Source organism: Enterococcus cecorum DSM 20682 = ATCC 43198 (genome assembly GCF_000407565.1).
In the GTDB taxonomy this organism is placed as follows: domain Bacteria; phylum Bacillota; class Bacilli; order Lactobacillales; family Enterococcaceae; genus Enterococcus_E; species Enterococcus_E cecorum.
Window position 1 is genome coordinate 575,948 of record NZ_ASWI01000003.1, and the last position, 23,739, is coordinate 599,686.

Annotated in this window: 35 protein-coding genes and 1 pseudogene; 31 read left to right on the forward strand and 5 right to left on the reverse strand. The window is 34.4% G+C overall.

Annotation, left to right across the window (positions count from 1 at the left end; genetic code table 11):
- Nucleotides 1-50 precede the first annotated feature (50 nt).
- The 8 genes from I567_RS03545 (at nt 51) to I567_RS03580 (ending at nt 6,881) form a co-directional block, all read left to right on the forward strand.
- Entirely contained in the window at nt 51-782 is a 732-nt protein-coding gene (locus I567_RS03545) for an ATP-binding cassette domain-containing protein (protein ID WP_016250872.1), read from the forward strand.
- Nucleotides 775-2,262, forward strand: coding sequence for an ABC transporter permease/substrate-binding protein (locus tag I567_RS03550; protein WP_016250873.1), 1,488 nt, complete (start codon nt 775-777; stop codon nt 2,260-2,262). Before I567_RS03545 ends, I567_RS03550 begins: the two co-directional genes overlap by 8 nt.
- A gap of 58 nt (nt 2,263-2,320) precedes the next feature.
- On the forward strand, nt 2,321-2,740 hold the full coding sequence (locus tag I567_RS03555) for a MerR family transcriptional regulator (protein WP_018345416.1): 420 nt from the start codon (nt 2,321-2,323) through the stop codon (nt 2,738-2,740).
- A 69-nt stretch (nt 2,741-2,809) separates the two neighbouring features.
- Complete coding sequence (locus tag I567_RS03560) at nt 2,810-3,676, forward strand: aldo/keto reductase (RefSeq protein WP_016250875.1); 867 nt, start codon at nt 2,810-2,812, stop codon at nt 3,674-3,676.
- A gap of 137 nt (nt 3,677-3,813) precedes the next feature.
- Nucleotides 3,814-4,059 (forward strand): hypothetical protein, encoded by a 246-nt coding sequence (locus tag I567_RS13115; RefSeq protein ID WP_016250876.1) that lies wholly within the window; start codon nt 3,814-3,816, stop codon nt 4,057-4,059.
- Nucleotides 4,060-4,486: 427 nt separating this feature from the next.
- On the forward strand, nt 4,487-5,725 hold the full coding sequence (glyA, locus tag I567_RS03570) for a serine hydroxymethyltransferase (protein WP_016250878.1): 1,239 nt from the start codon (nt 4,487-4,489) through the stop codon (nt 5,723-5,725).
- Nucleotides 5,726-5,857: 132 nt separating this feature from the next.
- Nucleotides 5,858-6,487: a uracil phosphoribosyltransferase gene (gene upp, locus I567_RS03575; RefSeq protein WP_016250879.1), complete on the forward strand. Its 630-nt coding sequence runs from the start codon at nt 5,858-5,860 to the stop codon at nt 6,485-6,487.
- Nucleotides 6,488-6,596: 109 nt separating this feature from the next.
- On the forward strand, nt 6,597-6,881 hold the full coding sequence (locus I567_RS03580) for a hypothetical protein (RefSeq protein WP_016250880.1): 285 nt from the start codon (nt 6,597-6,599) through the stop codon (nt 6,879-6,881).
- Nucleotides 6,882-7,095: 214 nt separating this feature from the next.
- Here the strand turns inward: I567_RS03580 and I567_RS03585 are convergent.
- The 5 genes and pseudogenes from I567_RS03585 to I567_RS03605 all read right to left on the reverse strand — a co-directional run.
- Nucleotides 7,096-7,362 (reverse strand): annotated as a pseudogene (locus I567_RS03585) (type II toxin-antitoxin system HicB family antitoxin); the annotation flags it as partial.
- A gap of 231 nt (nt 7,363-7,593) precedes the next feature.
- The gene (locus I567_RS03590; protein WP_016250882.1) at nt 7,594-8,781 is read right to left on the reverse strand and encodes a tyrosine-type recombinase/integrase; all 1,188 of its coding nucleotides are present in this window, start codon (nt 8,779-8,781) and stop codon (nt 7,594-7,596) included.
- A 127-nt stretch (nt 8,782-8,908) separates the two neighbouring features.
- Nucleotides 8,909-9,511 (reverse strand): hypothetical protein, encoded by a 603-nt coding sequence (locus I567_RS03595; protein WP_016250883.1) that lies wholly within the window; start codon nt 9,509-9,511, stop codon nt 8,909-8,911.
- A gap of 12 nt (nt 9,512-9,523) precedes the next feature.
- Entirely contained in the window at nt 9,524-9,949 is a 426-nt protein-coding gene (locus tag I567_RS03600; RefSeq protein ID WP_016250884.1) for an ImmA/IrrE family metallo-endopeptidase, read from the reverse strand.
- A gap of 8 nt (nt 9,950-9,957) precedes the next feature.
- Nucleotides 9,958-10,380: a helix-turn-helix domain-containing protein gene (locus I567_RS03605; protein WP_016250885.1), complete on the reverse strand. Its 423-nt coding sequence runs from the start codon at nt 10,378-10,380 to the stop codon at nt 9,958-9,960.
- Between the two features lie 294 nt (nt 10,381-10,674).
- Between I567_RS03605 and I567_RS03610 the strand changes: the two genes are divergently transcribed.
- From I567_RS03610 to I567_RS03715, 23 genes are all read left to right on the forward strand, one after another.
- Nucleotides 10,675-10,866, forward strand: a complete 192-nt coding sequence (locus tag I567_RS03610) for a helix-turn-helix domain-containing protein (RefSeq protein WP_016250886.1) — start codon at nt 10,675-10,677, stop codon at nt 10,864-10,866.
- 13 nt (nt 10,867-10,879) lie between these two features.
- Entirely contained in the window at nt 10,880-11,128 is a 249-nt protein-coding gene (locus tag I567_RS03615; protein WP_016250887.1) for a helix-turn-helix domain-containing protein, read from the forward strand.
- Between the two features lie 134 nt (nt 11,129-11,262).
- Nucleotides 11,263-11,472, forward strand: a complete 210-nt coding sequence (locus I567_RS03620) for a hypothetical protein (RefSeq protein ID WP_016250888.1) — start codon at nt 11,263-11,265, stop codon at nt 11,470-11,472.
- Nucleotides 11,462-11,794, forward strand: coding sequence for a hypothetical protein (locus tag I567_RS03625; protein ID WP_016250889.1), 333 nt, complete (start codon nt 11,462-11,464; stop codon nt 11,792-11,794). The genes I567_RS03620 and I567_RS03625 overlap by 11 nt, the downstream gene beginning before the upstream one ends.
- 20 nt (nt 11,795-11,814) lie before the next feature.
- Nucleotides 11,815-12,075: a hypothetical protein gene (locus I567_RS03630; protein ID WP_018345414.1), complete on the forward strand. Its 261-nt coding sequence runs from the start codon at nt 11,815-11,817 to the stop codon at nt 12,073-12,075.
- Between the two features lie 66 nt (nt 12,076-12,141).
- Entirely contained in the window at nt 12,142-12,435 is a 294-nt protein-coding gene (locus I567_RS03635; RefSeq protein ID WP_016250891.1) for a VRR-NUC domain-containing protein, read from the forward strand.
- Complete coding sequence (locus tag I567_RS03640) at nt 12,425-13,624, forward strand: SNF2-related protein (RefSeq protein ID WP_026209987.1); 1,200 nt, start codon at nt 12,425-12,427, stop codon at nt 13,622-13,624. Before I567_RS03635 ends, I567_RS03640 begins: the two co-directional genes overlap by 11 nt.
- Nucleotides 13,624-14,532, forward strand: coding sequence for a lambda-exonuclease family protein (locus tag I567_RS03645; protein ID WP_016250893.1), 909 nt, complete (start codon nt 13,624-13,626; stop codon nt 14,530-14,532). Before I567_RS03640 ends, I567_RS03645 begins: the two co-directional genes overlap by 1 nt.
- 12 nt (nt 14,533-14,544) lie before the next feature.
- On the forward strand, nt 14,545-14,724 hold the full coding sequence (locus I567_RS03650; RefSeq protein WP_016250894.1) for a hypothetical protein: 180 nt from the start codon (nt 14,545-14,547) through the stop codon (nt 14,722-14,724).
- Between the two features lie 19 nt (nt 14,725-14,743).
- Nucleotides 14,744-15,706: an AAA family ATPase gene (locus I567_RS03655; RefSeq protein WP_016250895.1), complete on the forward strand. Its 963-nt coding sequence runs from the start codon at nt 14,744-14,746 to the stop codon at nt 15,704-15,706.
- A 47-nt stretch (nt 15,707-15,753) separates the two neighbouring features.
- Nucleotides 15,754-16,269, forward strand: coding sequence for a hypothetical protein (locus I567_RS03660; RefSeq protein ID WP_016250896.1), 516 nt, complete (start codon nt 15,754-15,756; stop codon nt 16,267-16,269).
- A gap of 16 nt (nt 16,270-16,285) precedes the next feature.
- On the forward strand, nt 16,286-17,848 hold the full coding sequence (locus I567_RS03665; RefSeq protein WP_016250897.1) for a hypothetical protein: 1,563 nt from the start codon (nt 16,286-16,288) through the stop codon (nt 17,846-17,848).
- A 38-nt stretch (nt 17,849-17,886) separates the two neighbouring features.
- Entirely contained in the window at nt 17,887-19,746 is a 1,860-nt protein-coding gene (locus tag I567_RS03670; protein WP_016250898.1) for a phage/plasmid primase, P4 family, read from the forward strand.
- A gap of 313 nt (nt 19,747-20,059) precedes the next feature.
- Nucleotides 20,060-20,302, forward strand: coding sequence for a hypothetical protein (locus tag I567_RS03675; protein WP_016250899.1), 243 nt, complete (start codon nt 20,060-20,062; stop codon nt 20,300-20,302).
- A 181-nt stretch (nt 20,303-20,483) separates the two neighbouring features.
- Nucleotides 20,484-20,717, forward strand: coding sequence for a hypothetical protein (locus I567_RS03680; RefSeq protein WP_018345412.1), 234 nt, complete (start codon nt 20,484-20,486; stop codon nt 20,715-20,717).
- Nucleotides 20,718-20,809: 92 nt separating this feature from the next.
- Nucleotides 20,810-21,022, forward strand: coding sequence for a hypothetical protein (locus tag I567_RS03685; RefSeq protein WP_016250903.1), 213 nt, complete (start codon nt 20,810-20,812; stop codon nt 21,020-21,022).
- Nucleotides 21,019-21,429: a hypothetical protein gene (locus I567_RS03690; protein ID WP_016250904.1), complete on the forward strand. Its 411-nt coding sequence runs from the start codon at nt 21,019-21,021 to the stop codon at nt 21,427-21,429. The genes I567_RS03685 and I567_RS03690 overlap by 4 nt, the downstream gene beginning before the upstream one ends.
- The gene (locus I567_RS03695) at nt 21,429-21,875 is read left to right on the forward strand and encodes a hypothetical protein (RefSeq protein WP_016250905.1); all 447 of its coding nucleotides are present in this window, start codon (nt 21,429-21,431) and stop codon (nt 21,873-21,875) included. The genes I567_RS03690 and I567_RS03695 overlap by 1 nt, the downstream gene beginning before the upstream one ends.
- Before the next feature lie 153 nt (nt 21,876-22,028).
- On the forward strand, nt 22,029-22,232 hold the full coding sequence (locus tag I567_RS03700; protein WP_016250907.1) for a hypothetical protein: 204 nt from the start codon (nt 22,029-22,031) through the stop codon (nt 22,230-22,232).
- Nucleotides 22,229-22,402 carry a DUF6877 family protein gene (locus tag I567_RS12730; protein WP_016250908.1) on the forward strand — a complete coding sequence of 58 codons (174 nt, stop codon included), beginning with the start codon at nt 22,229-22,231 and terminating at the stop codon, nt 22,400-22,402. Before I567_RS03700 ends, I567_RS12730 begins: the two co-directional genes overlap by 4 nt.
- Entirely contained in the window at nt 22,399-22,635 is a 237-nt protein-coding gene (locus I567_RS03705) for a hypothetical protein (protein ID WP_016250909.1), read from the forward strand. Before I567_RS12730 ends, I567_RS03705 begins: the two co-directional genes overlap by 4 nt.
- 2 nt (nt 22,636-22,637) lie before the next feature.
- The gene (locus I567_RS03710; protein WP_016250910.1) at nt 22,638-23,000 is read left to right on the forward strand and encodes a hypothetical protein; all 363 of its coding nucleotides are present in this window, start codon (nt 22,638-22,640) and stop codon (nt 22,998-23,000) included.
- Between the two features lie 44 nt (nt 23,001-23,044).
- Nucleotides 23,045-23,728, forward strand: a complete 684-nt coding sequence (locus I567_RS03715; RefSeq protein WP_016250911.1) for a hypothetical protein — start codon at nt 23,045-23,047, stop codon at nt 23,726-23,728.
- Nucleotides 23,729-23,739: the final 11 nt, after the last annotated feature.

A 23,739-nucleotide genomic window follows, 5' to 3' on the forward strand; every position in this document is an offset into this window, starting at 1 on the left:
GAAAGTTAAAGATGATAAAATTAGTTACAAATACCTAAGAAGGAGTAAATATGATTAAATTTCAACATATAAGTAAAAATTATGGCAAGACTGCTATTTTAAAAGATATTTCAATGCAAATAAATACAGGCGAATTCATTTGCTTAGTTGGACCAAGTGGTAGTGGGAAAACGACTTTATTAAAGACGGTTAATCGACTAGTCACTCCTGATAATGGTCAAATTTTATTAGATAATCAATCAATTAATCAGTGGCAATTAAGAGAGTTACGCTTGCAAATTGGTTACGTGATTCAGCAGATTTCCTTATTTCCACATATGACTGTCTATGAAAATATTACTTTAATTCCCGAATTAAAAAAAATTCCTAAAGCTAAATGGCAAGAAATGGCAAATTTTTGGCTCAAAAAGGTTGGTCTAAATCCTAAAGAAGTCTTACATCGTTATCCCAAAGAGTTATCTGGTGGGCAACAACAGCGTGTCGGTATTGTGCGAGCATTAATTACGCAACCTAAGATATTATTGATGGACGAACCATTTAGTGCTTTGGATCCGTTAAGTCGTCAACAGTTACAGGACTTGCTCAAACAATTGCATGAAGAATTACATTTAACTGTTATTTTTGTTACGCATGATATGGATGAAGCATTAAAGCTAGCTGATCGAATTGCAGTATTACAAAACGGTGAGCTAGTCCAATTTGCTAGTCCTTCAGTTATTCAAAGCAATCCGCAAAATGCATTTGTTGCACAGGTTTTGAAAGGACGTGAATATGATGCCTAGCCTTTTACAAGCAATTTTTCAACATTTACAACTTTCTATGAGTGCATTGTTATTAGCAAGCCTCTTAGCAATTGGTTTAGCTTTAATTTTACAACCCTTTAAGCGTGTAGTTGCAGTTATTTTACAAATTACCGGAATTATGCAGACCATTCCCTCATTAGCCTTATTAGGATTATTTATTCCGTTTATGGGCATTGGTTTTACACCATCTTTAATTGCACTTATCATTTATGGGATTTTTCCTATATTACAAAATACGCTAGTTGGTCTAGCTAACGTTGATCCAAGTCTAGATGAGGCAGCGCGAGCCTTTGGAATGACGCGATGGGAGCGATTAAAAAAATTATCTTTGCCATTGGCTATGCCGATGATTTTATCTGGTATCCGGACTTCTGCCATCATGATTATAGGGACAGCTACACTTGCGGCTTTAATTGGAGCAGGTGGTCTAGGAACGTATATTTTATTGGGAATCGATCGTCAAGATAATCAGTTGATTTTAATTGGAGCGCTTGCTTCGGCAGGATTAGCAATATTATTTAGTTTTTTATTACAATGGCTTCAACGATTGAAGCTTAAGCAAGTTGGGATTACCTTTGTTAGTTTGATTGCCATAACAGGTTTAACTTTTGTGCCGTTCTTTTTACAAACACAAACCAATAATACAATCGTAATTGCTGGTAAATTAGGTGCTGAACCCAACATCTTAATACATATGTACAAACTATTAATTGAAGACCAGTCAGACTTGCATGTAGAATTAAAAGAAAATCTAGGAAAAACAAGTTTTTTATATCAAGCGTTAAAAAAAGGCTCAATTGATCTTTATCCAGAATTTACAGGAACGATTACGAGCACTTTATTGAAGCAAACACCAACAACTTCAACTGATCCTAAAACAGTTTATCAACAGGCAAAAAAAGGCATTTATCGTCAAGATCATTTAGTTTATTTGCAACCTATGGCCTATCAGAATACTTATGCATTAGCTGTACCAAAAAATTATGCTAAACAACATCAATTAAAGAAGATTAGTGACTTAAAAAAGGTAGAAAATCAAGCCATTGCTGGTTTTACCTTAGAATTTAACCAACGAAAAGATGGTAACCTCGGTTTACAAGAAAAATATCAGCTTTCTTTACAAGTCAAGACGATGGAACCTGCTTTACGCTATAAAGCACTTGAGCAAGGAAGTATTCAGATTGCTGATGTCTATTCAACTGATAGTGGCATCAAGAGATACAATCTAGTTTTACTTAAAGACGATCTTCAGCTTTTTCCACCTTATCAAGGAGCACCTTTAATTCGTGAGACTACCTTAAAAAAATATCCTGAATTAAAGAAAATATTAAATCAATTAGCTGGAAAAATTACTGAAGAGCAAATGCAACAGATGAATTATCAGGTAGATGTATTGAAGAAATCGCCTGAGATGGTTGCTAAAGAATTTTTAGAAAAAAATCATTTGTTAACTAGTTAAATTTTACTTGCCCTAGAGTTCACTCTAGGGTTTATTATTTTATTGTGAGGTGAATATGATGAATATCAAAAAAGCGGCAGAATTATTTGACTTAAGTGTGGATACACTTAGATATTATGAGCGTATTGGGGTTATTCCACCAGTTAAGCGTAATGAAAGTGGCTATCGCGAATATTCAGTGAATGATCTAAATTGGATTTATCTAGCAAAAAATTTACGTCATGCAGGTTTATCAATTGAATCGTTAATCGAATTCGTACAGCTGGCTCAAATGCGCGAGAAAATCAATGTAGCTGAGGCGCAAAAACAAATTCTACATGAACAGTTGGCTGAATTAAATGAAAAAATTCAAGAAATGGAACAAGTTAGAGCGTTGTTAAGTTATAAAATAGAAACTTATGATGAACATTTGGCAAAATTTCAAGCAGGTAAGATGAATGAGAATACAATTGAAAAACTCTGGGAGAAAAAATTCTAAAATCACTTGCCATGGAGTTTACGCCAAAGTTTAGAATAAAATATATCAAGTAAAAGGAGAATCATAAAAATGAACACAATTGAATTAAATAATGGAGTAGTTATGCCACAATTAGGTTACGGAGTGTACCAAATTCCAGCAGAACAAACTGCAGAAGCTGTATATCAAGCAATTAAGGCAGGATATCGTTTGATTGACACTGCAGCGGTATATGGAAATGAAAAAGAAACAGGGGAAGGAATTAAGAGAGCGATTGAAGAAGGCGTCGTTACAAGAGAAGAGTTATTTGTCACTTCTAAATTATTTATCTTACAAGCACCTGAAAACCGTGCAAAAGAAACTGTAGAACATTCATTAAAAGTGATGGGATTAGATTATTTAGACTTATATTTAATTCATCAGCCTTATGGGGATATTTATGGTGCTTGGCGTGCCCTAGTTGCTTTACAAAAAAGTGGAAAATTACGTGCGATTGGTATTTCTAATTTTAAATCGGCGAAAATGATTGAATTTGTTGGTTTAAATGAAGTAAAACCGCAAATTAATCAAATTGAAGTTAATCCATGGTATCAAAGAAATGTTGATCAAGAATGGCATGAAAAATATGGTGTACAAATCGAAGCCTGGGCGCCATTTGCAGAAGGACGTCATGAATTGTTTACGAATCCGATATTAACTGAAATTGGTCAAAAATATCATAAATCAGTAGGACAAGTTGTATTGCGATGGTTGATGCAAAGAGGCATTGTAGCTTTGGCAAAATCAGTTCGACCTGAAAGAATGGCAGAAAACATTGATATTTTTGATTTTGAGTTATCTAGTGATGATATGGAAGTGATTGCTAACTTGGATTTACGAGAATCAGCATTTTTTGATCATGACGCACCTCAACAAGTCGAATGGTTTATGCAAAGAATGTTAGCAACAGAGGAATAATTGAGTAAACAAAAATTATCCATTATTTTTAGTCGAAAGTTGATAAGGTTGAAATATAAACATCAATTGTGGTGAAGAGAATGAAATGCACAAAAAGCAGGGGTTGATTTTACCTATTACGTTATTTTCATATTTTAATGGATAACTCGATTATTTTTACGAGCTCATTACAAATTGGCGAGATTTTTCGTTTTTCACCAACTGAATTATCATGGGTATCCAGTGCTTTAACCAATACCATGCATCAAATTGGCGGACCATTAGGCTTATCAATCATTGTCTTAAACACAATTCAATTTCAGATTAAAATGATGTTTATTGCTTGTTACACAGCCTTTGCCATTGTCATTATTATATTTGGAATGCTAAGGAAAAAAGAATAGATGAAAAAAGGACGGTTTGGTGTCGTCCTTTTTATCATTTCCAAAAACCAAATTCTTTCTTTTTGACTTCTTCTATTGTATAAAGTTTGGCTAAGCGCTTGAGTTCAGAAGATAGATTTCCTATAATGCATTCCTACCGCCTAAATTTTTTATAGCGGCTTTCAGATATAGATTATATTCCTCGATTGTTAATTTTTCTAGCTTTTCAGACATGTGCATCACCTCAAACCAATTATAACACGTTTTGTAGAAAAGGTTTACATCGAAATGTCAAAGTTATTTTACATACAATTAGTACAAAGTAGCTGATTCTTATTCGGTTTTATGCTAGAATTTAAGCAACTACTTGAGATTTTTTCTTTTTGTAGCATTTTTTCATCAGCAAGCACACCTTGACTGATAATATTTTTAAAAAGGAGTGTCCTACTTGGATTATAAGGCATTTGACCCAGAATTATGGCAAGCAATTGAAAATGAAGGCGTACGTCAACAAAATAATTTGGAATTAATCGCATCTGAAAATATTGTTTCTAAAGGTGTTTTAGCAGCGCAAGGCAGTATTTTAACAAACAAATACGCAGAAGGCTATCCAAATAAACGTTACTATGGTGGTTGCGAATTTGTTGATGTTGTGGAAACTTTAGCTATCGAACGTGCAAAAGAACTTTTTGGTGCAAAATTTGCAAATGTACAACCTCACTCTGGTTCACAAGCAAATACAGCTGCTTATTTAGCATTAATTGAACCTGGTGATACTGTTTTAGGTATGGACCTTTCAGCAGGCGGACATTTAACACATGGTTCACCTGTTAACTTTAGTGGCAAGACTTACCATTTTGTTGGTTATGGCGTTGATCCTACCACTGAAGTCATTGATTATGATGTTGTTCGTATTTTAGCACGCGAACACCAGCCAAAATTAATCGTAGCTGGTGCCTCTGCTTACTCAAGAACGATTGATTTTGCAAAATTTAGAGAAATTGCCGATGAAGTAGGCGCAAAATTAATGGTCGATATGGCGCATATTGCTGGTCTTGTTGCCGCTGGTTTACATCCAAATCCAGTACCATATGCGGATATCGTTACAACAACTACCCACAAAACGTTACGCGGGCCTCGTGGGGGCATGATTTTGACGAATGACGAAGAATTAGCGAAAAAAGTGAATTCTGCTATTTTCCCTGGCATTCAAGGTGGCCCATTAGAACACGTGATTGCTGGTAAAGCTGTGGCATTTAAAGAAGCGCTAGATCTAAGTTTTAAAGAATATGCGCAACAGGTAGTTAAAAATGCTAAGGCGATGGTGGATGTCTTTAATAATGAGCCTAAAGCCCGCTTAGTTTCTGGTGATACAGATAATCATTTATTACTAATGGAAGTGACTGGTTTTGGTCTAAATGGTAAAGAGGCCGAACATTTACTTGATTCAGTAAATATCACGGTAAACAAAAACTCTATTCCATTTGAAACATTAAGTCCATTCAAGACAAGTGGTATCCGTATTGGTACACCTGCGATTACGAGCCGTGGCTTTAAAGAAGAAGATGCTGCTAAAGTCGCTGAGTTAATCGTCAAAGTTTTATCAAATAAAGATGATACCGATGTGCTTGCTCAAGTCAAACAAGAAGTGAAGAATTTAACGGATAAATATCCAATTTATAAATAGTTCTAAAAAAAACAGGTTTCATTTTTGAAATCTGTTTTTTTAGAGTTAGAGTAAACCTTTTACTTAGGTGTTGAAAGTTTAGTGAGTTTCCTTTAGAATATAGTAGATAAAATAAGTGACGAGGTGGAAAAAATGGGCAAATTTAAAGTAATCGATCATCCATTAATTCAACACAAATTAACGATGATTCGTGATAAAAATTGTGGTACTAAGGTATTTCGTGAAGTTGTAAATGAAATTGCGATGTTAATGGCGTATGAAGTTTCACGCGATATGCCATTAGAAGACGTTGTAATTGAAACACCAATTTGTCAATCAACACAAAAGACTTTATCTGGTAAAAAAGTGGCGATTGTGCCAATTTTACGTGCAGGTATCGGCATGGTGGATGGTATTTTAGAGTTAATTCCAGCAGCTAAAGTTGGTCATGTCGGAATGTATCGTGATGAAGAAACTTTAGAGCCACATGAGTATTTCATGAAGTTGCCTGAAGATATTGATAGTCGTCAATTATTTGTGGTTGACCCAATGTTAGCAACAGGTGGTTCAGCAATTATGGCGATTGATTCATTGAAAAAACGTGGCGCATCTAATATCCGCTTTGTCTGTTTAGTGGCTGCTCCTGAAGGGGTTAAAGCTTTACAAGACGCGCATCCAGACATTGATATTTATACTGCTGCGCTAGATGAAAAATTAAATGAAAATGGTTATATCGTTCCTGGTTTAGGGGATGCTGGAGACCGTCTATTCGGTACTAAATAATCATAGCAATTTAGGCACTTCTTTGACAGTTTTTTGCTGCAAAGAGGTGCTTTTTTGTAGCTATTTTTGTAGAATAAAGTCGGGATAAATCTAGAAAGTGGGGATTACAATGAAGCGAAAACCAATGAATGTAGTTGACAGAGCAAAATTTTGTCGTGATGTTGCAATCTTAAATGATGATAGTGAAGAAACTATTGAAATTTTGCGGGATTTTCAAAGTGATTCCTCGATTTTTTTCACTGCAAAGATTCCTATTTCTGAATGGGCAACTGGGACATTAATTATGTTAGGAAAGCTGAAATATGAGGAAAATGTAACAGAAGATATGGACTATATTTTGCGGGTTTATAAAGACTTCAAAAAAGAATATGAAAAAGGAAATTTGGAATTATAAGTCAATTGTATTAGAAAAATTAGGATGAAAAAATATAGTGTTCCAATATGAAATAACAAAATATTACCAAAAGTCTTAGGTAGAGTAGCAAGTACACCGGAGACAATCGTGCGAGAAAAGTTTTTAACGAACAGTTTGAAGCATGTTGAAAAAGAGATTTGGAAAAGATAGAAAAAAAACAAATAACTAGCATCTAGTCGAATGGATTAGGTGCTTTTTTTGAATGATATCTTCGATTATAAGCAGCCATATCAATGCCGATTACAGCGATAGTACTTTCAGGGTGTTGCTTTTGTAATTCAACAATGTCACTAGCTTTAGGATATTTTTCGTAATCTTCAAGAGCAAAACCCAAAACTTCTTGTGCCATTTCAAGGGCTTCTTCTTGTGTTTTTCCTTGTGTGATTGCTGATGGAATATCTGGAAATGTGACAGTAATATAACGTTCTCCTTGAGTAAATACAGCTAGATAGAATAGCATAAGCGTCCTCTTTATAAAAAAAAAACCGCTGAACCTTGTGGGGATCAACGGTTTTATTGATATGCCAGCTGCAGGGTTCGAACCTGTGACCTACGCGTTACGAGTGCATAAATGTAATTGAATATGTAAGTTTATGTGTTGATATAACTCGATTTCAATGCATTAGCTTATCTTGTATTATCTTATTTTTACATGTGTGTTGACAACTTATTTGACAACTTTAAAATAAAATTATCGAAACACACTTGAAATTGCATTTGACGCAATAATATCGCTCTCTTCTAAAGCTGATGCGTACATGTTCATTGTTGTTCTAATATCCTTGTGACCTAATCGCTCTTGAATAACTTTCAACGGTACAGTGGGATCGGCAGCTAAAAACGAAGCAGTAGTGTGTCTGATATCGTGTAATCTTATGACACGCAGATTATTCCTTTTAGCAAATCTTGTCCATTTACGATAAAGGGATGTTGGTAGGACAAAACTGCCGTCAGCGTTACCGAATAGATAAGCTTTGTCCGAATTAATTCCTAGAGTTAATCGTTGTTTCTTTTTCATCAGTATAAATTCTTTCATGACTTTCAGATAATCGTCTGGAACTACCATAGTTAATTCATCCCCGGTCTTTGTACCTGGTGCACAGTAATATTCTTCTTTTAAATCATCTTCTTCAAATTTAGGTCTTTTAGTAATTCGTTGGTGTATCCAAATTTTCTTTTGATTAAAATCAATATCAGATTCGAGTAATCCAGCTAGTTCACTTTCTCTGGCTCCTGTAACAAAAGCGGTTAGTAAGAAGGCTTTAGTATCCAGTGATGTTTTAGGCTTGTTGGCGGCTTTTAAAAACAAATTGATTTCAGATAAATTGTATGGCTTACATACTTTCTTGACTTCTTTCTTCTTCCTTTTTATCTTCACTTTTTCCACTGGTGATTCGTCCATAATACGATAAACATCAATCGCTAAATTAAATACAGAGCTTAACACATTTAGTATTTTCTTCTTTGTGGTGTAAGCTAGTTCATTGCCATTTTTTAAATTCTTTGCTTGGTTAATATAATTTTGAATATGAAATGTTCGAATGCTTTTTATTTTCATGCTACCAAAAGTGGGGATGATTCGTGTATCCATAATTTTCATGTAATCTAGGTAACTTCTGGATTCTAGCAAAGATTCAGCATCTTTCATCCACATTTTTTTGTAGAATGTTTCCAAGGTAATCTTATCTAAACTACCGAATCCATTCCGAGTCAATTCTTCTATCCATTCATCCAATGCTACATAAGCTTTGCGTGTAGAATCAACTTCTATTACTTTTTGTTTTCTTTGACGTTCTTCAAAATCATTATAATAAGTTACTAAAAGTTTATATTTATTATCAGTCATCTTTTTGACTGTACCATTAATATCTTTTATCATATTGTATTCACTCCAATTTCTGTGATACAATAGGCATGCGGAATAAACCTATTGTATCTAGGGTATTATTCGCTTGAACATCACTCGAACTTGGCGGAGAGAGTGGTGTTCTTTTTTTGTCATTATATTAATGCTCTAAAGGTACTTTAAATTTTATTGTTTTATTTTCAAATCCTAATGAAAAATCGTCACTATATTCGATTTCAATTTCATTTTCATTAGTTTGTTCTTCTGGCATAACAAACCAAACTGTTGATTGTGCTGAACGACCTTTATTTACTTCTGTTTGACCAGATTGCATGCTTTGGTCGCTTCCGGCTCTGCCATCTTTATCGAATGCATGTACAAACTGTACACTAACCAACATAGGCTCTTCTACCGCATAATTTTTATATTCATAAGTAACTTCTACCGTATTTTGGGGTTTGCCGGAGGTATATAAGTCGCTTGTCTCACTCAAAGCAGTTGTAGCTTTAAGCACTTTTAAACTATATCTATTATTATCTTGTGAATCAGTTATGAATGCTTCTTCGTTAAGTCCATACGTTTTATCTTCCGATTCAACCTTTTCTTCTTTGCTGTTTTTATTCGAATTTTCTGAGTCTTGCTTTTTATTTATTTCTGAGTTTTCCTTATTCGAACTGGAACTTACATTTTCTTGTTGGTTACCACATGCGACTAGTAATAATGATGTACATAAAATAGTGACTGATAATATTTTTTTCTTCATAATAAACAACTCCTAATAAACATATTCTTCAAATTCTTCACTCAAACCAAGTGCTGTTAAGATATCGTATTTTGTTTCAAATTCATATAATTCTGGGTTTAATTTCAACAGTAGCTGCATTGCCATCATGTTTGCTTCTCGTTCCATTTTATTTACAAATCGGTTAAGCTCTAATCCTCTATAAAAAGGTGTACTCGCACCACTATGCAATCTAATATGTGCAAATTCATGCGCAATCACAAATTGCTGGTAGGCGTAACTCCAATTTTGATTAACAATGATTGTTTTACATTTATTGTTAACAATCGTGCATCCACCAGTTTCATCATCCAAATCAAAATACAATATTTTACATTTAGCTTTTGTAACTAAATCTTGTAGCGAATTTGGTTTGTAGTATTTAAAAACTTTTTCAACTTCGTCATCAATACGTGACATTTCATCACCTACTTGCGATATTTCTTAGGTGTGTATTTCATTTTTGCTTCTTGCTTATTCATTTCCATTGCAGTTTTAATTGCTAGCAATAAGCGGTCTTTTTGGTCTTTTGTGGCTGGTTCGCCATAAAAGTTTAAATTCTCTCCGTTCTCGATCCCCTCCATTAGTTTTTCTGCCTGAATCGCTATGTCATTCTTTTCTTTGTCAGTTAATGCATAGTAAGGTTCAGGTTGTTTGTTAGATGTTCTACCTAGTAAATAATCCGTTGACACACCAAAATAATCAGCGACTATCTCTAAGGTTTCTGCTTTTGGACTGCTATTTTTCCAAGAATAAATAGAATTTCTACTTAATCCAAGCTTAATAGCTAAATCAAATACAGAAATTTTTTGTTGTTTTGCTAACTCTTCAATCCTTTCATATAGACTCATTTCTACACCTCGTTAATTCACACAGCGTTATTTAAGTTAAAAACTTTTAATTTTTATGTTTACAAGTTAAAAGTTTTGTACTATACTGTGTTTGTAAGTTAAATTGATAGAAAAAAGCAATCTAAAAAATACCTTTAAAGAATATAAATTGGCGGAGATATGTTCATAAAAGGCTATTTAATAGGTTTATTTTCTACACCCATATAATACAAAACTTTTAACTGTAAGTCAATTGTTTTCAACTAAAATCTATCAATTTAACTTACTATTTTTATTAGAAACGAGGTGAGTTAAATGCCAGATACAAAATCAGGTAGAGAAAAGATAAGAAATTATTTAGATAGCAACGGTATTTCTCTTACAACAGTCAGCATTTATTTTGGCATTAAAAAGCAAGATTTGGTCGATTACCTAAATGGAAATAACCAAAGTAAAAAGGCACACGAAACTTTAACCAAAATAATAGAAGCGTACAAAATCAGATAGGGGATGATTCAACATGCAAACTCTTGCGTTAGTAAACATGGATGATTTAAGAAAGTTGTTCGCGGAAAAGCAAATCAAAAACGAAGTGTGGAACCTGGATGAAGCAAGTGAATATCTCAAGTGCAGCAGAGCTACTTTAGCAAAACAAGCTGCAAAAGGTTTGGTGCCTGCATGTAAAGTTGGTACAGATTGGAAATTTAGTAGTATTGCATTATTCCACCTTGTAAGTGGCGGAACATTAAAACAGGAGGTAACGCAATGAAAAGATTAGTAGCAGACGAAAATTTGAAACCAAAGTACAAAATTAGACGGTGGCAATTGCTCGCATATTTAGAGTTCATCATCATTGTTGAGTTGGTAATTATGTTGCTACTCAAGTAAAGGAGGGAAAGAGTGATGAAAAAATACAGCAGCGGCCACGGAACGGTCAAATTAATTGTTAGTGATAACGTCGCAATTATTGATATTTTTAAAAGAGGAATATCAGGCAACATCGCATTTGATAGACATCTGCTTGATATGTATGCAGAAGATTACATAAAGGAGCATTTCGAGATGTCTGAAAAAGATGGATGGATCAGGAGGTTAGAATCTGATGAAAGTTAAATATAAGAAATGGAATTGCATCGTTCAATGGTCAATGTACTACGAAAATAATAACATCGCTATCCAGTTGGTTGATGAAAAAACAAAAGAATTAATTTCGGTAGCTACTACTAATACAGGACATAAAAATATCGAATCTACTGTCCAAATTAAAGATTACTCCGAAAATAAAGGAATGTGGCAAGCGCTAGTTGATGCAGGTGTCATTGAAGATGAAGTCATTCGAACAATCGCAAGTGGCTATGTGGAAATAAAGGTAGCTAAATTAACAGAAGCAGCGCAAAAAGACTTCGAGAAATGGTTAGAAGAATGGTTCTTCTAAAAAGAGAAAGGAAGATAATGATGAAAAACGAAGAAGCGTATAAAGAAGTTTTGGAAATGAAAAATAAAATATATGAATTGTGTAAAGAAAACGATATGTCGCTAATTTTTATGCTCGAAAATGAAAATGAAGTTACAGGATCAATATACGGAAAACAGACAATGCTGCAATCAATGCTGTGTGGGTTTTTGGTTGAAAAATTTGATACACAAGAAATTAGTGAAATTTTTGAACGAGTTAATTTTTTTTCACGAGTTACAGAATATAAAAAAAGCCACTAGCGCTAACTAGTGACCAAAAATAAATAAATTACAAGAACAGTATACCACGAAAGGAGCGGTCAATAAATGGCAGGGCCAGAAAAGAAAGTAGAAAATCAAATCAAGCGATATCTTGACAAACTAGGAGCTTACTATTTAAAAGTGCATGGTTCAGCTTTTCAACCGGCTGGAACACCAGATATTTTAGCTTGCGTGAATGGTCGATTTGTGGCTATCGAAGTGAAGCGTGCCAATGGCGGTGTCGTGTCTGAGTTGCAAAAAGCTAAGTTGAAACATATCAAAAATAGTGGAGGTGTCGCTATTGTTGCAAGATCAGTGGAAGACGTATCCAAAATGCTCAAATATGAAAATGTTGTATGAGTTTCAAAAAGACATCATCAATCAAATTGGGCCAAGCTACTTGTTGGCTATGGATACAGGTACAGGAAAGACAATCACATCTATACATCAGTACCTAAAATATTCCAAAGGCGAACCACTATTAATTGTGGCACCACCACAGAAATTAAAAGAAGGTGGCTGGAAAAGGGATATTCAAGCGGTATGTGATTACTACGGTGTAATTATCCAATATTCAGAGTTGAGTTATGGAAAACTGGCGGATATGTACAATTTATATAAAGGTTGGTTTGTCATTTTTGATGAAGCGCATTACATCAAAAATCCTACTAGCCAACGTGGTAGAGCGGCTAAAAAGCTAGCCAAGCAATCTACACATTTTAACTTGTTGACCGCCACACCAGCAAGCAATGGATGGGGAGATACTTATAATTACTTTATCATGTTTGGATACTTTCATTCAAAAAAAGAAATGAATGACAGATATGCTAAGTGGGGAACTTTGCATCTAGGTGCAAGGAAAATACCAAAAATCGAAGGATGGAAGAACGAAGAACAATTGTATGACATGTACGATTCATTCACGATATCCATTAGTAAAGATGACGCTTTAGATTTACCACCATTGGTATTCGAAGACGTGAAATTTATTCGGAGTACTGATTATGCCAAAGTGGCTAGAGATAGAGTTTTGGGTGATGAAGAATTTGATACACCTTCTAAGTTAGCACACGCGCTAAGGTATTACGCTAATCAGAAGGACAAACTAGATTATGCGTCCATGTTATGCGAAAGTACCGAAGATAACATTGTCATCTTTTATTACTACCAAAAAGAAATTGATGCATTAAAGCAGGCAATCAAGAACAAAAAATTCTATACAGTGAACGGAAAAGAATCTTCGCTACCAGCAAGAGAAGATTGGAAAGATTTAAAGAATACCGTCACGTTTGTTCAATACATGGCCGGTGCAGCTGGAATTGAGTTGCAATATGCAAACACAGTGATTTTCTACACACCTACTTATAGTTATCAAGATTATGAACAATCACTTGGCAGAGCGTACAGAAACGGTCAAGAACGCAAAGTAACGGCTTATCGATTTATTACTCAAAATACGATTGAACAAGCTGTATACGAAGCGTTGGGGAACAAGAAAGATTTCTCAGAGCAACTATATTTAAACACGAAATTGGAGAGTGAGATTTAATGTTTGGACTACAGAAACAGGATGCAAACGTAACTGAAAATCGCCAATTATACGTTGGTGGTTCAGATGTGCCAGTCATTTTAGGATTATCGAAATATAAAACTCAATTTCAACTGGCACAAGAAAAGGTTGGAGTTGTTGAACCAGATCATTCGACTAATCCTTATATTCAGTATGGGAATAAGTTAGAGCCAGTCATTCGTGAATACATCAACACCATGAATAGTTTGCACTTTCATCCGGACACATTTATTGATAAAGAGAATATGCTCCGGTCAAACGTGGATGGGATTGATGATGAAAATAAAATTTTGCTAGAAATTAAAACGCACGGTTCAAATCCAACAGAGAAAGTATACGAAGCACAAATGCAGCTGTATTTTCATCAAACTGGTTGCGAAATTGGATGGTTAGCTATGTATCACCGCCCAAAAGATTTTGATTTAGAATTTGACCGCGAGCGTTTGGCAGTTAAAGAAATTGAACGTGATGATGCAACAATTGAAAAGATTTTAGATTCGATTGAAACTTTTTGGATTCGTGTGGAATATCTAAAAGAAAAACCTGATATGACTGAATCAGAATATTATTCGATTGGGAATGATGTTGATAAGCTAGTCAATCGAGTTGAAAAATTTGAATTGCAGATGATGCAATTTAAAGCACAAACAAAATTGCTTGAGGATCAGCAGAAAGAATATAGAGAAAAACTCTATCAAAAGGTGGAAGAAAATGACATCAAGAAGATTGATACTGGAAATATTGTTATCACTAGAGTATTACCAACAGAACGCAAATCTGTTGATAGTAAACGATTAAAAGAAGAACAACCAGATATCTATGAAGAATATTTGAAGGTATCGCAAGTAAAAGGTTCGATTCGTATTGCTGAATCTAAAAACAAGTAAAGGAGAAAGTTTATGATTTTAAGACTGAAACAAACAACCAAATATTTTGCTGACAATCGAGAAGAAGCAGAGAAAAAGGTCAAAGAAGAACTTGAATCCACCTATGGAAATGTAGTCAGTCAGAAGATTACACAAAAGAGCAGTAAAAGCTATGCTGAATACTACGAAGTTGAAATTACTAGAGAATTTTAACAAAGGAGAAAAAAAAACTATGTCAATTTTACCACCAAACAAACCACAAACACCTGTAGATACGCCACGTAACTTTTTTATTTGGGGACCAACAATGGGCGGAAAATCGTTCCTAGCATCTCAATTCCCAGATCCTATTGTATTTAATACAGATGGGAATGCCGAAGCCAACACGGTACCGAGTGTACAAATTCGAAATATCAAAGGAGTAGACGGAAAAATTACTCGGTCGGTTGTTGATCAATTAGACAAGTTAATTGCTGCTTTACAAACAGAAAAGCATACGTATGAGACGGTAGTCATTGATGTTATTGACGATATTGTAGTCATGATTGAACAATACATCTGTGACAAGGAAGATGTGGAAACTATTGGAGATATTCCTTATGGCAAAGGATATGCTGCATTCACTAACATTTTCCAACAATTGGTTATCGAATTGAAATCATTGCCAATGAACGTGATTTACATCTCACGTAATGCATCTAAGACAGAGGGGAATATCGAAATCGAAATTCCTTCGTTAAAAGAAAAGCATCAAAACATTGTAAATGGAAATTGTGACTTATCAATCCAATGCAAAAAAGTTGGTAAGAATTATATTCGTGTAGCTAAAGCACGACGCAAAGATTATATGCGTGACCAAGTGGATGACGAAAAAATCTTAGCTATCTTAGATACGATTACCGGAGTATTTGGTCGTTCTGCTAAGACATCACGAAAGGTTCAAGATGAAATTGTTAAAAAACTTGAAGAACAAGAAGATGTGTTGAAAGTGGAAGGAAATTCGAATGGAGATTCGAAAGAAGAAACAAACACGGATACGGAAAACACGGATACGGATACAGAAAACACAAAATCAGCTACTAAGAAAGCAAAACCGGTAGCTAAGAAGAAAACTGCTCCGGTAAATCAAAAAGAATCAACAGTTAAACCAGCAGTTAATGCTACTGCTCAAAGACGAATTAAACCTAAAATTTAGGGTTAATTAATAAATAAAAAAATAATATATAAAGCGAGGAATATACAATGAGTTTAAAAGATTATGCACAAAAAGTTTTAGAAAATTTTGATCCAAAGAAAGATGATCCAAATGCAGGTAGCAATAATGGACTACCAGAAGGCGAATTTGATGTTGTGTTAAGCAACGTGGAATTTAAAGTTTTCGAAAAAAGTGGATGGGAAGCTCTATCTATCACATTAGAAGTAACCGTTGGTGAACACGCAGGTCAACGTGAATTTATTAATCTAGGATTCGGTGAAGACTTACATGAGTTTGTCTTGTCTAAAAATATTAAAGTTGTATCAAAATTAGCATCTGTCATTGGATTAGTGCTAACTGATGAAGATTGGGAAGATGAACAAACTTTAGCAGCTGCATTCAAAGATTCAATCGGTTCACAATTTGTATTAACCAAAACTTTAACACCTAATAAAAAAGAACCTACTCGCCCTTACGCAAACTACGACTTCGTAGCTTATGACGAAGAAGATATGCAAGCGATTGAGGCAGTGGAAGTATCTGATGAAGAATTACCATTTTAATTAGGGTGTGGTAAGTATGTTTATATTTTACTGGCTATTTAAATACGAAGAAAAATGGCTAGCAGTTTTTAAACAAGATAATACATTTATCTATGCAGAAGATAAAGAGAGCCTAGAAAAAGCTCTCTCTTCTGCTCAAATTTTGGTCAGCTATGGGAATTATCAAAGCAGCGATAAGTTTTTAGCTAAGATTTTATCTGATGGCAAAAGTGACTATTTGCAACAATATCTAAGTATTGACCTTAGCCAAGAAATAAAAAACAGGACAATTGAAGAAATTGGTTATTACTTGAATTTAGATATAAAAGCAAAAACACCAAAAGAATTTTGCGAAAAGCGCATTGCTATTTGCGAAAGAATATTTGAAGAGCGTGAAGAATACCTAGAAACAAAATTTGAAATTGTGGAAGAATTCAAGCTACCGGCAAGAGCGATTACTTACACACGCGCAAGATTGGCTACTGAACTGTTAAAAGCGAAGAAGACGCCTAAACGTCCAAACATTTTATTTTTTAAGTATGATAAATATTTACCTAAAAATGAATTACCACAGCAATTAGTTGATTTTTATCATGACATGTCTGAGAAATACAAGTGCGACCAGGAAGAAAAGCACAAAAATGACAAGTTGAAAATGACGATTGCTAATTTAACACATACATTCGGAGTTGGTGGCGTGCATGCAGCAAAAGAAAAATATCATGAGAAAGGTTTGTTTTTATTAATAGATATCAATCAGTTTTTCCCAACAATTATCAAAAACAATGATTTGCTAGCCGTTGGTGTACAAGATAATAAAATGTTTGAACATCTCTATCAGAAGAAAGTAGAAACGAACAAGCTAACCTACAAGATATTAATTAATGCAATCAACGGAGCTATGAATACTCAATTTTCAAATTTGTATGATCCACAAAAATATTATTCAGTAACTGTAAATGGTCAATTGATTATTACGCATCTGATAAAGCTACTAGAAGGCTTCTATGAAGATTTAATTCAGACGAATACAGATGGTATCGTCATTAAGATAAAGCATGAAATGGCGCAAATTATCCAGGAAATATTGGATTTATGGTGCGAACATTTTCATCAGAAAGTAAAAGTCAAAGTGATTGAAGAAATCTGGCAGAAAGATGTGAACAACTACATTTTCAAAATGCAAGATGGTAGTTATGTCAGAAAAGGTATCTTTGCTGAACAGAATTATTTATCGGCTAATACACCAGTCGTTTATGAAGGGATGTTTGAATGTTTAGTTCATGGAGTCAAGCCACAGAAATATGTAGTGGATGCATTCAAAAATGGTAATTTGTCTAAATTTCAGTATGTTGGAAAACTTCAAGGCGATTTTGAATGTATCGAACATCAAGTAGGCGATACCTATCGTAAGTTAAACAATACGATTCATGGCGTAGCAACTACTAATAAAGCATTCGGTGGTGTGTATCAAGTTAAAAATGATATGCATTCCAAGCTGCCTGGTTCTCCTGAACATTTTATGCGTATGGATCAGGCGAAAAAATCAGATATTGATGTCAAATGGTATGTTCAGCAGATCGAGAAAAATATGTTTTAAGAAGTTAAGCAATCAAAAAAGCAAGGTGGTGAGAATTTTTGAAATTTATAAAACTGGAAGCTGGAAAGAAAAAGCCGGACCAAAAAAGCCTTGATGATTTCTATACAGATTTATCTAAGTTAGATAATGCAGCGGTACTTCTGAATGAAGAAACGGTTGTAGTTGATTTTGACGACCATGCTGACATTGGCTTTAAATTACTTGCCAAATATCCTACTTTAGCTGTTGAAACAAAGCGTGGCCTGCATCTCTACTATCACCGTCCAATTCAGATTAACGGCCACAAAATCTTGCTTAAAAACTTTGTCAAAAAACTAACTATCAGTGGCGCGTTGGTTGACTATAAAACAGGAAATAAATCGACTGCCACGATTAAGCAGAATGGCAAACTGAGAAAAATACATGGCGATTTGGATATGTTTGAAAACTTACCAACCTTACCGCTTGAATTATTGCCAAGCAAATTAAAAGTGGAACTTGCTGGAATGAAAGAAGGCAGCCGAAACAGTTCGCTATATTCGCACCTGCTAACAGCTAGAGAGATGTATGAGTTCGACTATGATACCTTATCTAAGATTGCCAATTTTATTAACGAAGAAGTGCTAGGTGAAAAATTACCGGACAGAGATATTCAATCGCTGATTCATTCAGTTAGTGAAAAGGAAATACGTCAAAAAACTTATCTGAATCCTAAAGATATGGTGGAAACAAGTGAAGCGATTGCCGATTTATTGAACGTGAAATTTTTCAATGGTTCGATTTTCCACAAAGAAAACAACTATTGGATAAATGACAAGAATAAACTGTTAAGGAACATTGATCAGCGGATTAAGTTAAAGCCTAGACAATGGCGAGAAATATTAGACTTACTGCCAGTCAAAGGCGAGTTGGTGGAAGCAGCTGATTTTCCGATTCAATTTAGGAATAATTTCATGCTAGACGGTGGAGAGATTATACCAATGGCAAGCAAAGAGTTCACACCTTATTTTCTTGATGTTGAATACAACCCAGATGCCTATGACGAAATTGTGGATAAATTTTTAGATTTTCTTTGTAGTGATAAGAAAGACTTGAGATTAATTGTGGAAGAATTACTTGGTCACATTTTAATGACTGCTGGTTTTCCACACAAAGTGTTTTTCTTGGTAGGCGCGAGTGGTGCCAATGGGAAATCAACATTTTTGGAAATGCTCAATGCCTTCGTTGGTGACTTAGGAATTAACTTAGCATTAGAACAATTCAATGACCAAACATCAGTGATGGGATTGGAAGGAAAGCTAGTTAACGTAGGTGACGATATCGACGCTGGCTACATGGAAAAGTCTATGAACTTTAAGACGCTTGCATCCGGAAACACTATTATGGTTCGACCGATTTACTCAAAACCTTATAAGCTCAAAAATAAAGCGACTTTAATCTTCACTGCCAATGAGATGCCAACATTTAAAGATAAGTCAGGTGGAATTGCAAGACGTGTAGTTGTCATTCCTTGCGAAAACACAGTGAAGAAAGCTGATCCTAAGATTGATGAAAAACTATCAACAGATAATGCTAAATCATATTTACTAAATGTCGCTTTGAACGCCATGCAACGAATCAACGAAAATGGCGGCCGCCTTTCCCAATCAGATACAGTTGACGAAGTGACGAAAGAATATTTTGTGGAAAGTGACTCAATTTTAGGTTTTATCGCTCAAGAAGGAATTTCTGAAAATCTGACAACAAAAGCAGTTTATGAAGAATACAAGCGATATTGTGATGAAAGTAGTGCGAAGCCTTATTCTCAAACGAAATTTACGCAGAGGTTGAAAGGATTGGGGTATACACGAGAAAGAAAAATGATGATGGGTAGGCGGTATTACTGTTATAAGTTTACAAATGATGAATCGAACGAATAATTGCCCTACTTTTGACGAATTACCCCACTTTTGCCCTACTTTTTTTATAAAAGTGGGACACCCTTAAAGTGTTGATATATCTATGTTTTTAATACATTTACCCCACTTGTCCTACTTTTTTTATTTACTTAAAAGAAAAATAAATAATAATAATATAAATATTATATATATAAAGAGTAGCCACAAAAAGTGGACCAAGTGGGGCAATTTTAATCAATCCGTTGAGAGAGTAAGGCTAGATAGTGGCATACTTTGAAATAAAAGTAGGGAAAAAGTAGGGAATTGCCCCACTTTTGAAAGGTAAGTGATAAAAATGAGTGGATTGGCAAGATACATTTATGACCTAAGTGATAAACGGCTAGCCAAAGATGTTGCGACTGATAAACAGAAATGGGCTGTTGAAATATGTGAACAATATGCGACTGATGAAGTGTTCGATTGGGAACACGGAACAATGCTTGAGATGCAAAGATTTTTGGATAAATATTTTGAATCCGCCAAAGAACACTATGATGAATGGATGTGTTGTTGGTTGTCACTTGATGATTGTTGGTAAGAAATCACTAAAAAAATACGGAAAGGAAAGTGATCAGAATGGTAAATAAAAAATGCACCTTATGCAACGGAACAGGACGCATCGTGACGGAACGACACAGTGAGAATTTGATTACCGTGCGTCAATGTCCAAGATGTAATAAGCAAGGTCCGGTGGTCAATGTCGGAAAGATTAATCAAGGATGGTTGAGAAGATTATGATGAAGATTACCGTAGAATGGCCAGAAGAAGTTAAAGGCGAACATTTTATCGACCCTTATCTGATTATTAACTATACCGTAACAGTCGGTGGAACGATGATACAGCTGACAGATGGAAAGATTTTAAAAATTAAAGAAAGCTATAGCTATGTGGATGAATTCGTGACACAGGCGAATATGGAAGTGTTAAAGAAAGCAGGTGGGGAAAATGGCTAAATCTCAGAACAGATGGAATAAAGTTTATCAGAAACAGAGAAACAATCAACTCATGCGAGCGTGGAATAAATCGAAGAAAGAGGCGGTTATCGTTGGAAAAGGATGTTATAAAAATATTTTGGGAAAACGTTGACTGGCACAGAAGAAATAAGGGTTTGAATTGGAAGGATTTATCCTTTGGTCAAAGAACAGCTAAATATAGAAATGGGACACAAGATATTAAATTGTCCACAGTCCAACGCATTGCTGAAATATTAGATATTGACGATTATACAATTTTATTTGAAAGGGTGGATGAACAATGAAACTGATTGATGTATTTATTAAATTGGCTAATGATGAAATTAAAGACCAAACGATATTGAAAATATATGACCATATAGGCGATATATACACGTATACGTTTGATGAAAAGTTTAAGGCATTTTACGATGAATGCAACGACGAATTAGGTGGTGATTTCGAAATTAGTAATAAGTTTCTAAATTACAACGTCGAGCTGATAACACCAAAAGAAAAGAAATACTATTTGAGATTAGATGGAGATGATAAATTAAGTTATATCAATCTGAATAAGTACGCTTCTTACGAAATAGCAGGTAAAAATGAATACGTTGGTTATAAAACAAAATTCACACAAGAAGAAATCGACGAAAATATGTTACTAAAATTTATCGAGCAACACGGAATCAAAGAGGAGGTGGAAGATTAATGAAAATGATAGACGTGCTTAATATGATGACAGAAGGAAAAATCAAAGACCAAACAATATTAGAAATATATCAACCTATTGATAAACTATGTACGTACACATTTAATGGGAAGTTTAAAGCCTTTTATAGTAATACTAAATACCGCAGAGAATTAGGTGGTTATTTTAAAATTAGTGGTGATTTTTTGAATTATGAAGTCGAGTTGATACCGCCAGAACCTAAAAAGTATTTGGTTAAATTCAATATGCGTGGGTGGAAAGAGCATTTTAGATATCTGAATTATTATAAAAAGAATGATAGTATCGAAATAAACAGTAAAAGATGTACTGACTCTGCTAAAACTCACTTTACAAAAGATGAATTACAATCCATTCAACCAGTAAGAGAGTTTTTGGAAGATATGGAAGGTAAGTATGAATTGATTGAGGTGGACGAATGCGATTAATAGTAAGCGTTAACGTTCTAGGACTATACCTATATCTGTGTTTTAAAACAGAAACTAGAATTTATTGGTTAGACTTTGGATTTTATTTTAAAGACGAAATGTATACGTTGGTTGAAATAAGCACGACGAGAAAACGAGAGGAGAATAACTAATATGTACTTACTTTACAATGGTGACGAAGATGACAAACGAGCAGTAGTCGCTGCAGAAACGAAATTAGAATTTCTGAGAAAAGTGGGAGAGTATGTTTTAAAGAAGGATGAATTTTATTTGTTTGTCGACCAAATTGATCAAGATGAAAAAGGCAATCTAACAATTGTTAATGACGTTGATTTGTTTAAAGGTAACGACAAATGAGTGAAACATGGGAGAAAATCAATCAATTAGTAAGCGAATATCGCTTTGACCAACGAGTTTTAGATGATGTATACAATCGTTTGAGAGATAGACAAGACGAAGCATACGCTAAACAGCAATTAAGGTATTTGGAAAATTGCATCAGATATGGAAAGGCAGTGAAGAAATGAGATTTATTAAGTTGACGGAAGTGAACCGACTACAAACACGTAATTTGAAAATGCAAGTCACGAACACACGCAAAGTTTACAAAGAAAGATACTTTAACGTAGACAAGATAGAAAATTTTAGCCGATTAAAAAATACGACCTACTTATACATGAGTACAAGTAGTGCCGCATTCGAAGTAGTGGAAACACCAGAAAAAATCGTACAGCTTATCAAACAGGCGGAGGCGATTTGATTATGAGATTGATTAAGTTGACGGATAGTTTGACAGGAGAGAGATTTTATGTAGATTTTTACAAAGTAACAGATATTGAATACAAAGGGAGTACAATCATATGGTGTGGCGAACAGAGCGTAATGGTTAAGGAAACCCCTGAACAAATAGATGAATTAGTAAAGCGAGAAAAAGGAGAGTTAAACATGGAAATAATTATTTTTACAACAAATGGATATACTTACAAATTTAAAGGTGTTAAAGACTTAACACCAACAACAAATGGAATTGAATTTGAATATTTTGGAGCATCCACGAAAGTTTGGAGAAAAGCCACATTTGATTATCGTGGCATTAGTGGATATGCAATTAAGAATCAAGATTGAGTTTTAGGAAATATAACGCCTAACCAACGAAAGGAGGCTACCACATGCCATCAGTAGAATATTTCCAAGCAATTAAGTTGTTAAACGACAAATGCGACAAAGACTGGAAAATTGCTGTAACTATGCTGACGGATGAAGAATTATATTTTGTCCGTCGTGCTATGGGTGGTAATTACAATTTAGGAAACGAATTTACAAGTATTCATTTTATGAAATACAGAGATGGTTTTAAATTCGAAGGTAAATTTTGGAAATATGCTTATCGTTTTAATGATATTATAGTAAGTGAACAAGCGGATATTATCCAAGTAATCCGTGTGGTTGAAGAAAATTCTAAATCGTTAATAGTAATTGCAAAGCATAAAAATTTGCTTTTTGATAAAAATGGTTGTTTGTCTTACAGTCATAATAGTTGTAATTATAAATTACATATAACTATTTACGAAGCTTTCAAAGGGCCGACAAAAGAGCGTATCGGATTTAAAAACAGCGATTTGATGGATTGCAGATTGTCTAACTTAATTAAGTATAAGGAAAGACCAAAACCGAAGAAACCAACACATACTGGACCAGTACCAGTCGAACAACACAAATTATACAAGCACAGAGATGAAATCTTGCAGATGAGAAATGAACAAGAATTGCCTTTTAGCGTGATTGGCCGAAGATATTGTGTTAGCGGTCCAACAATTAAGAATTTTATCATCAAGTTAGAGCAAGAGGATTAATTTCTACGAGG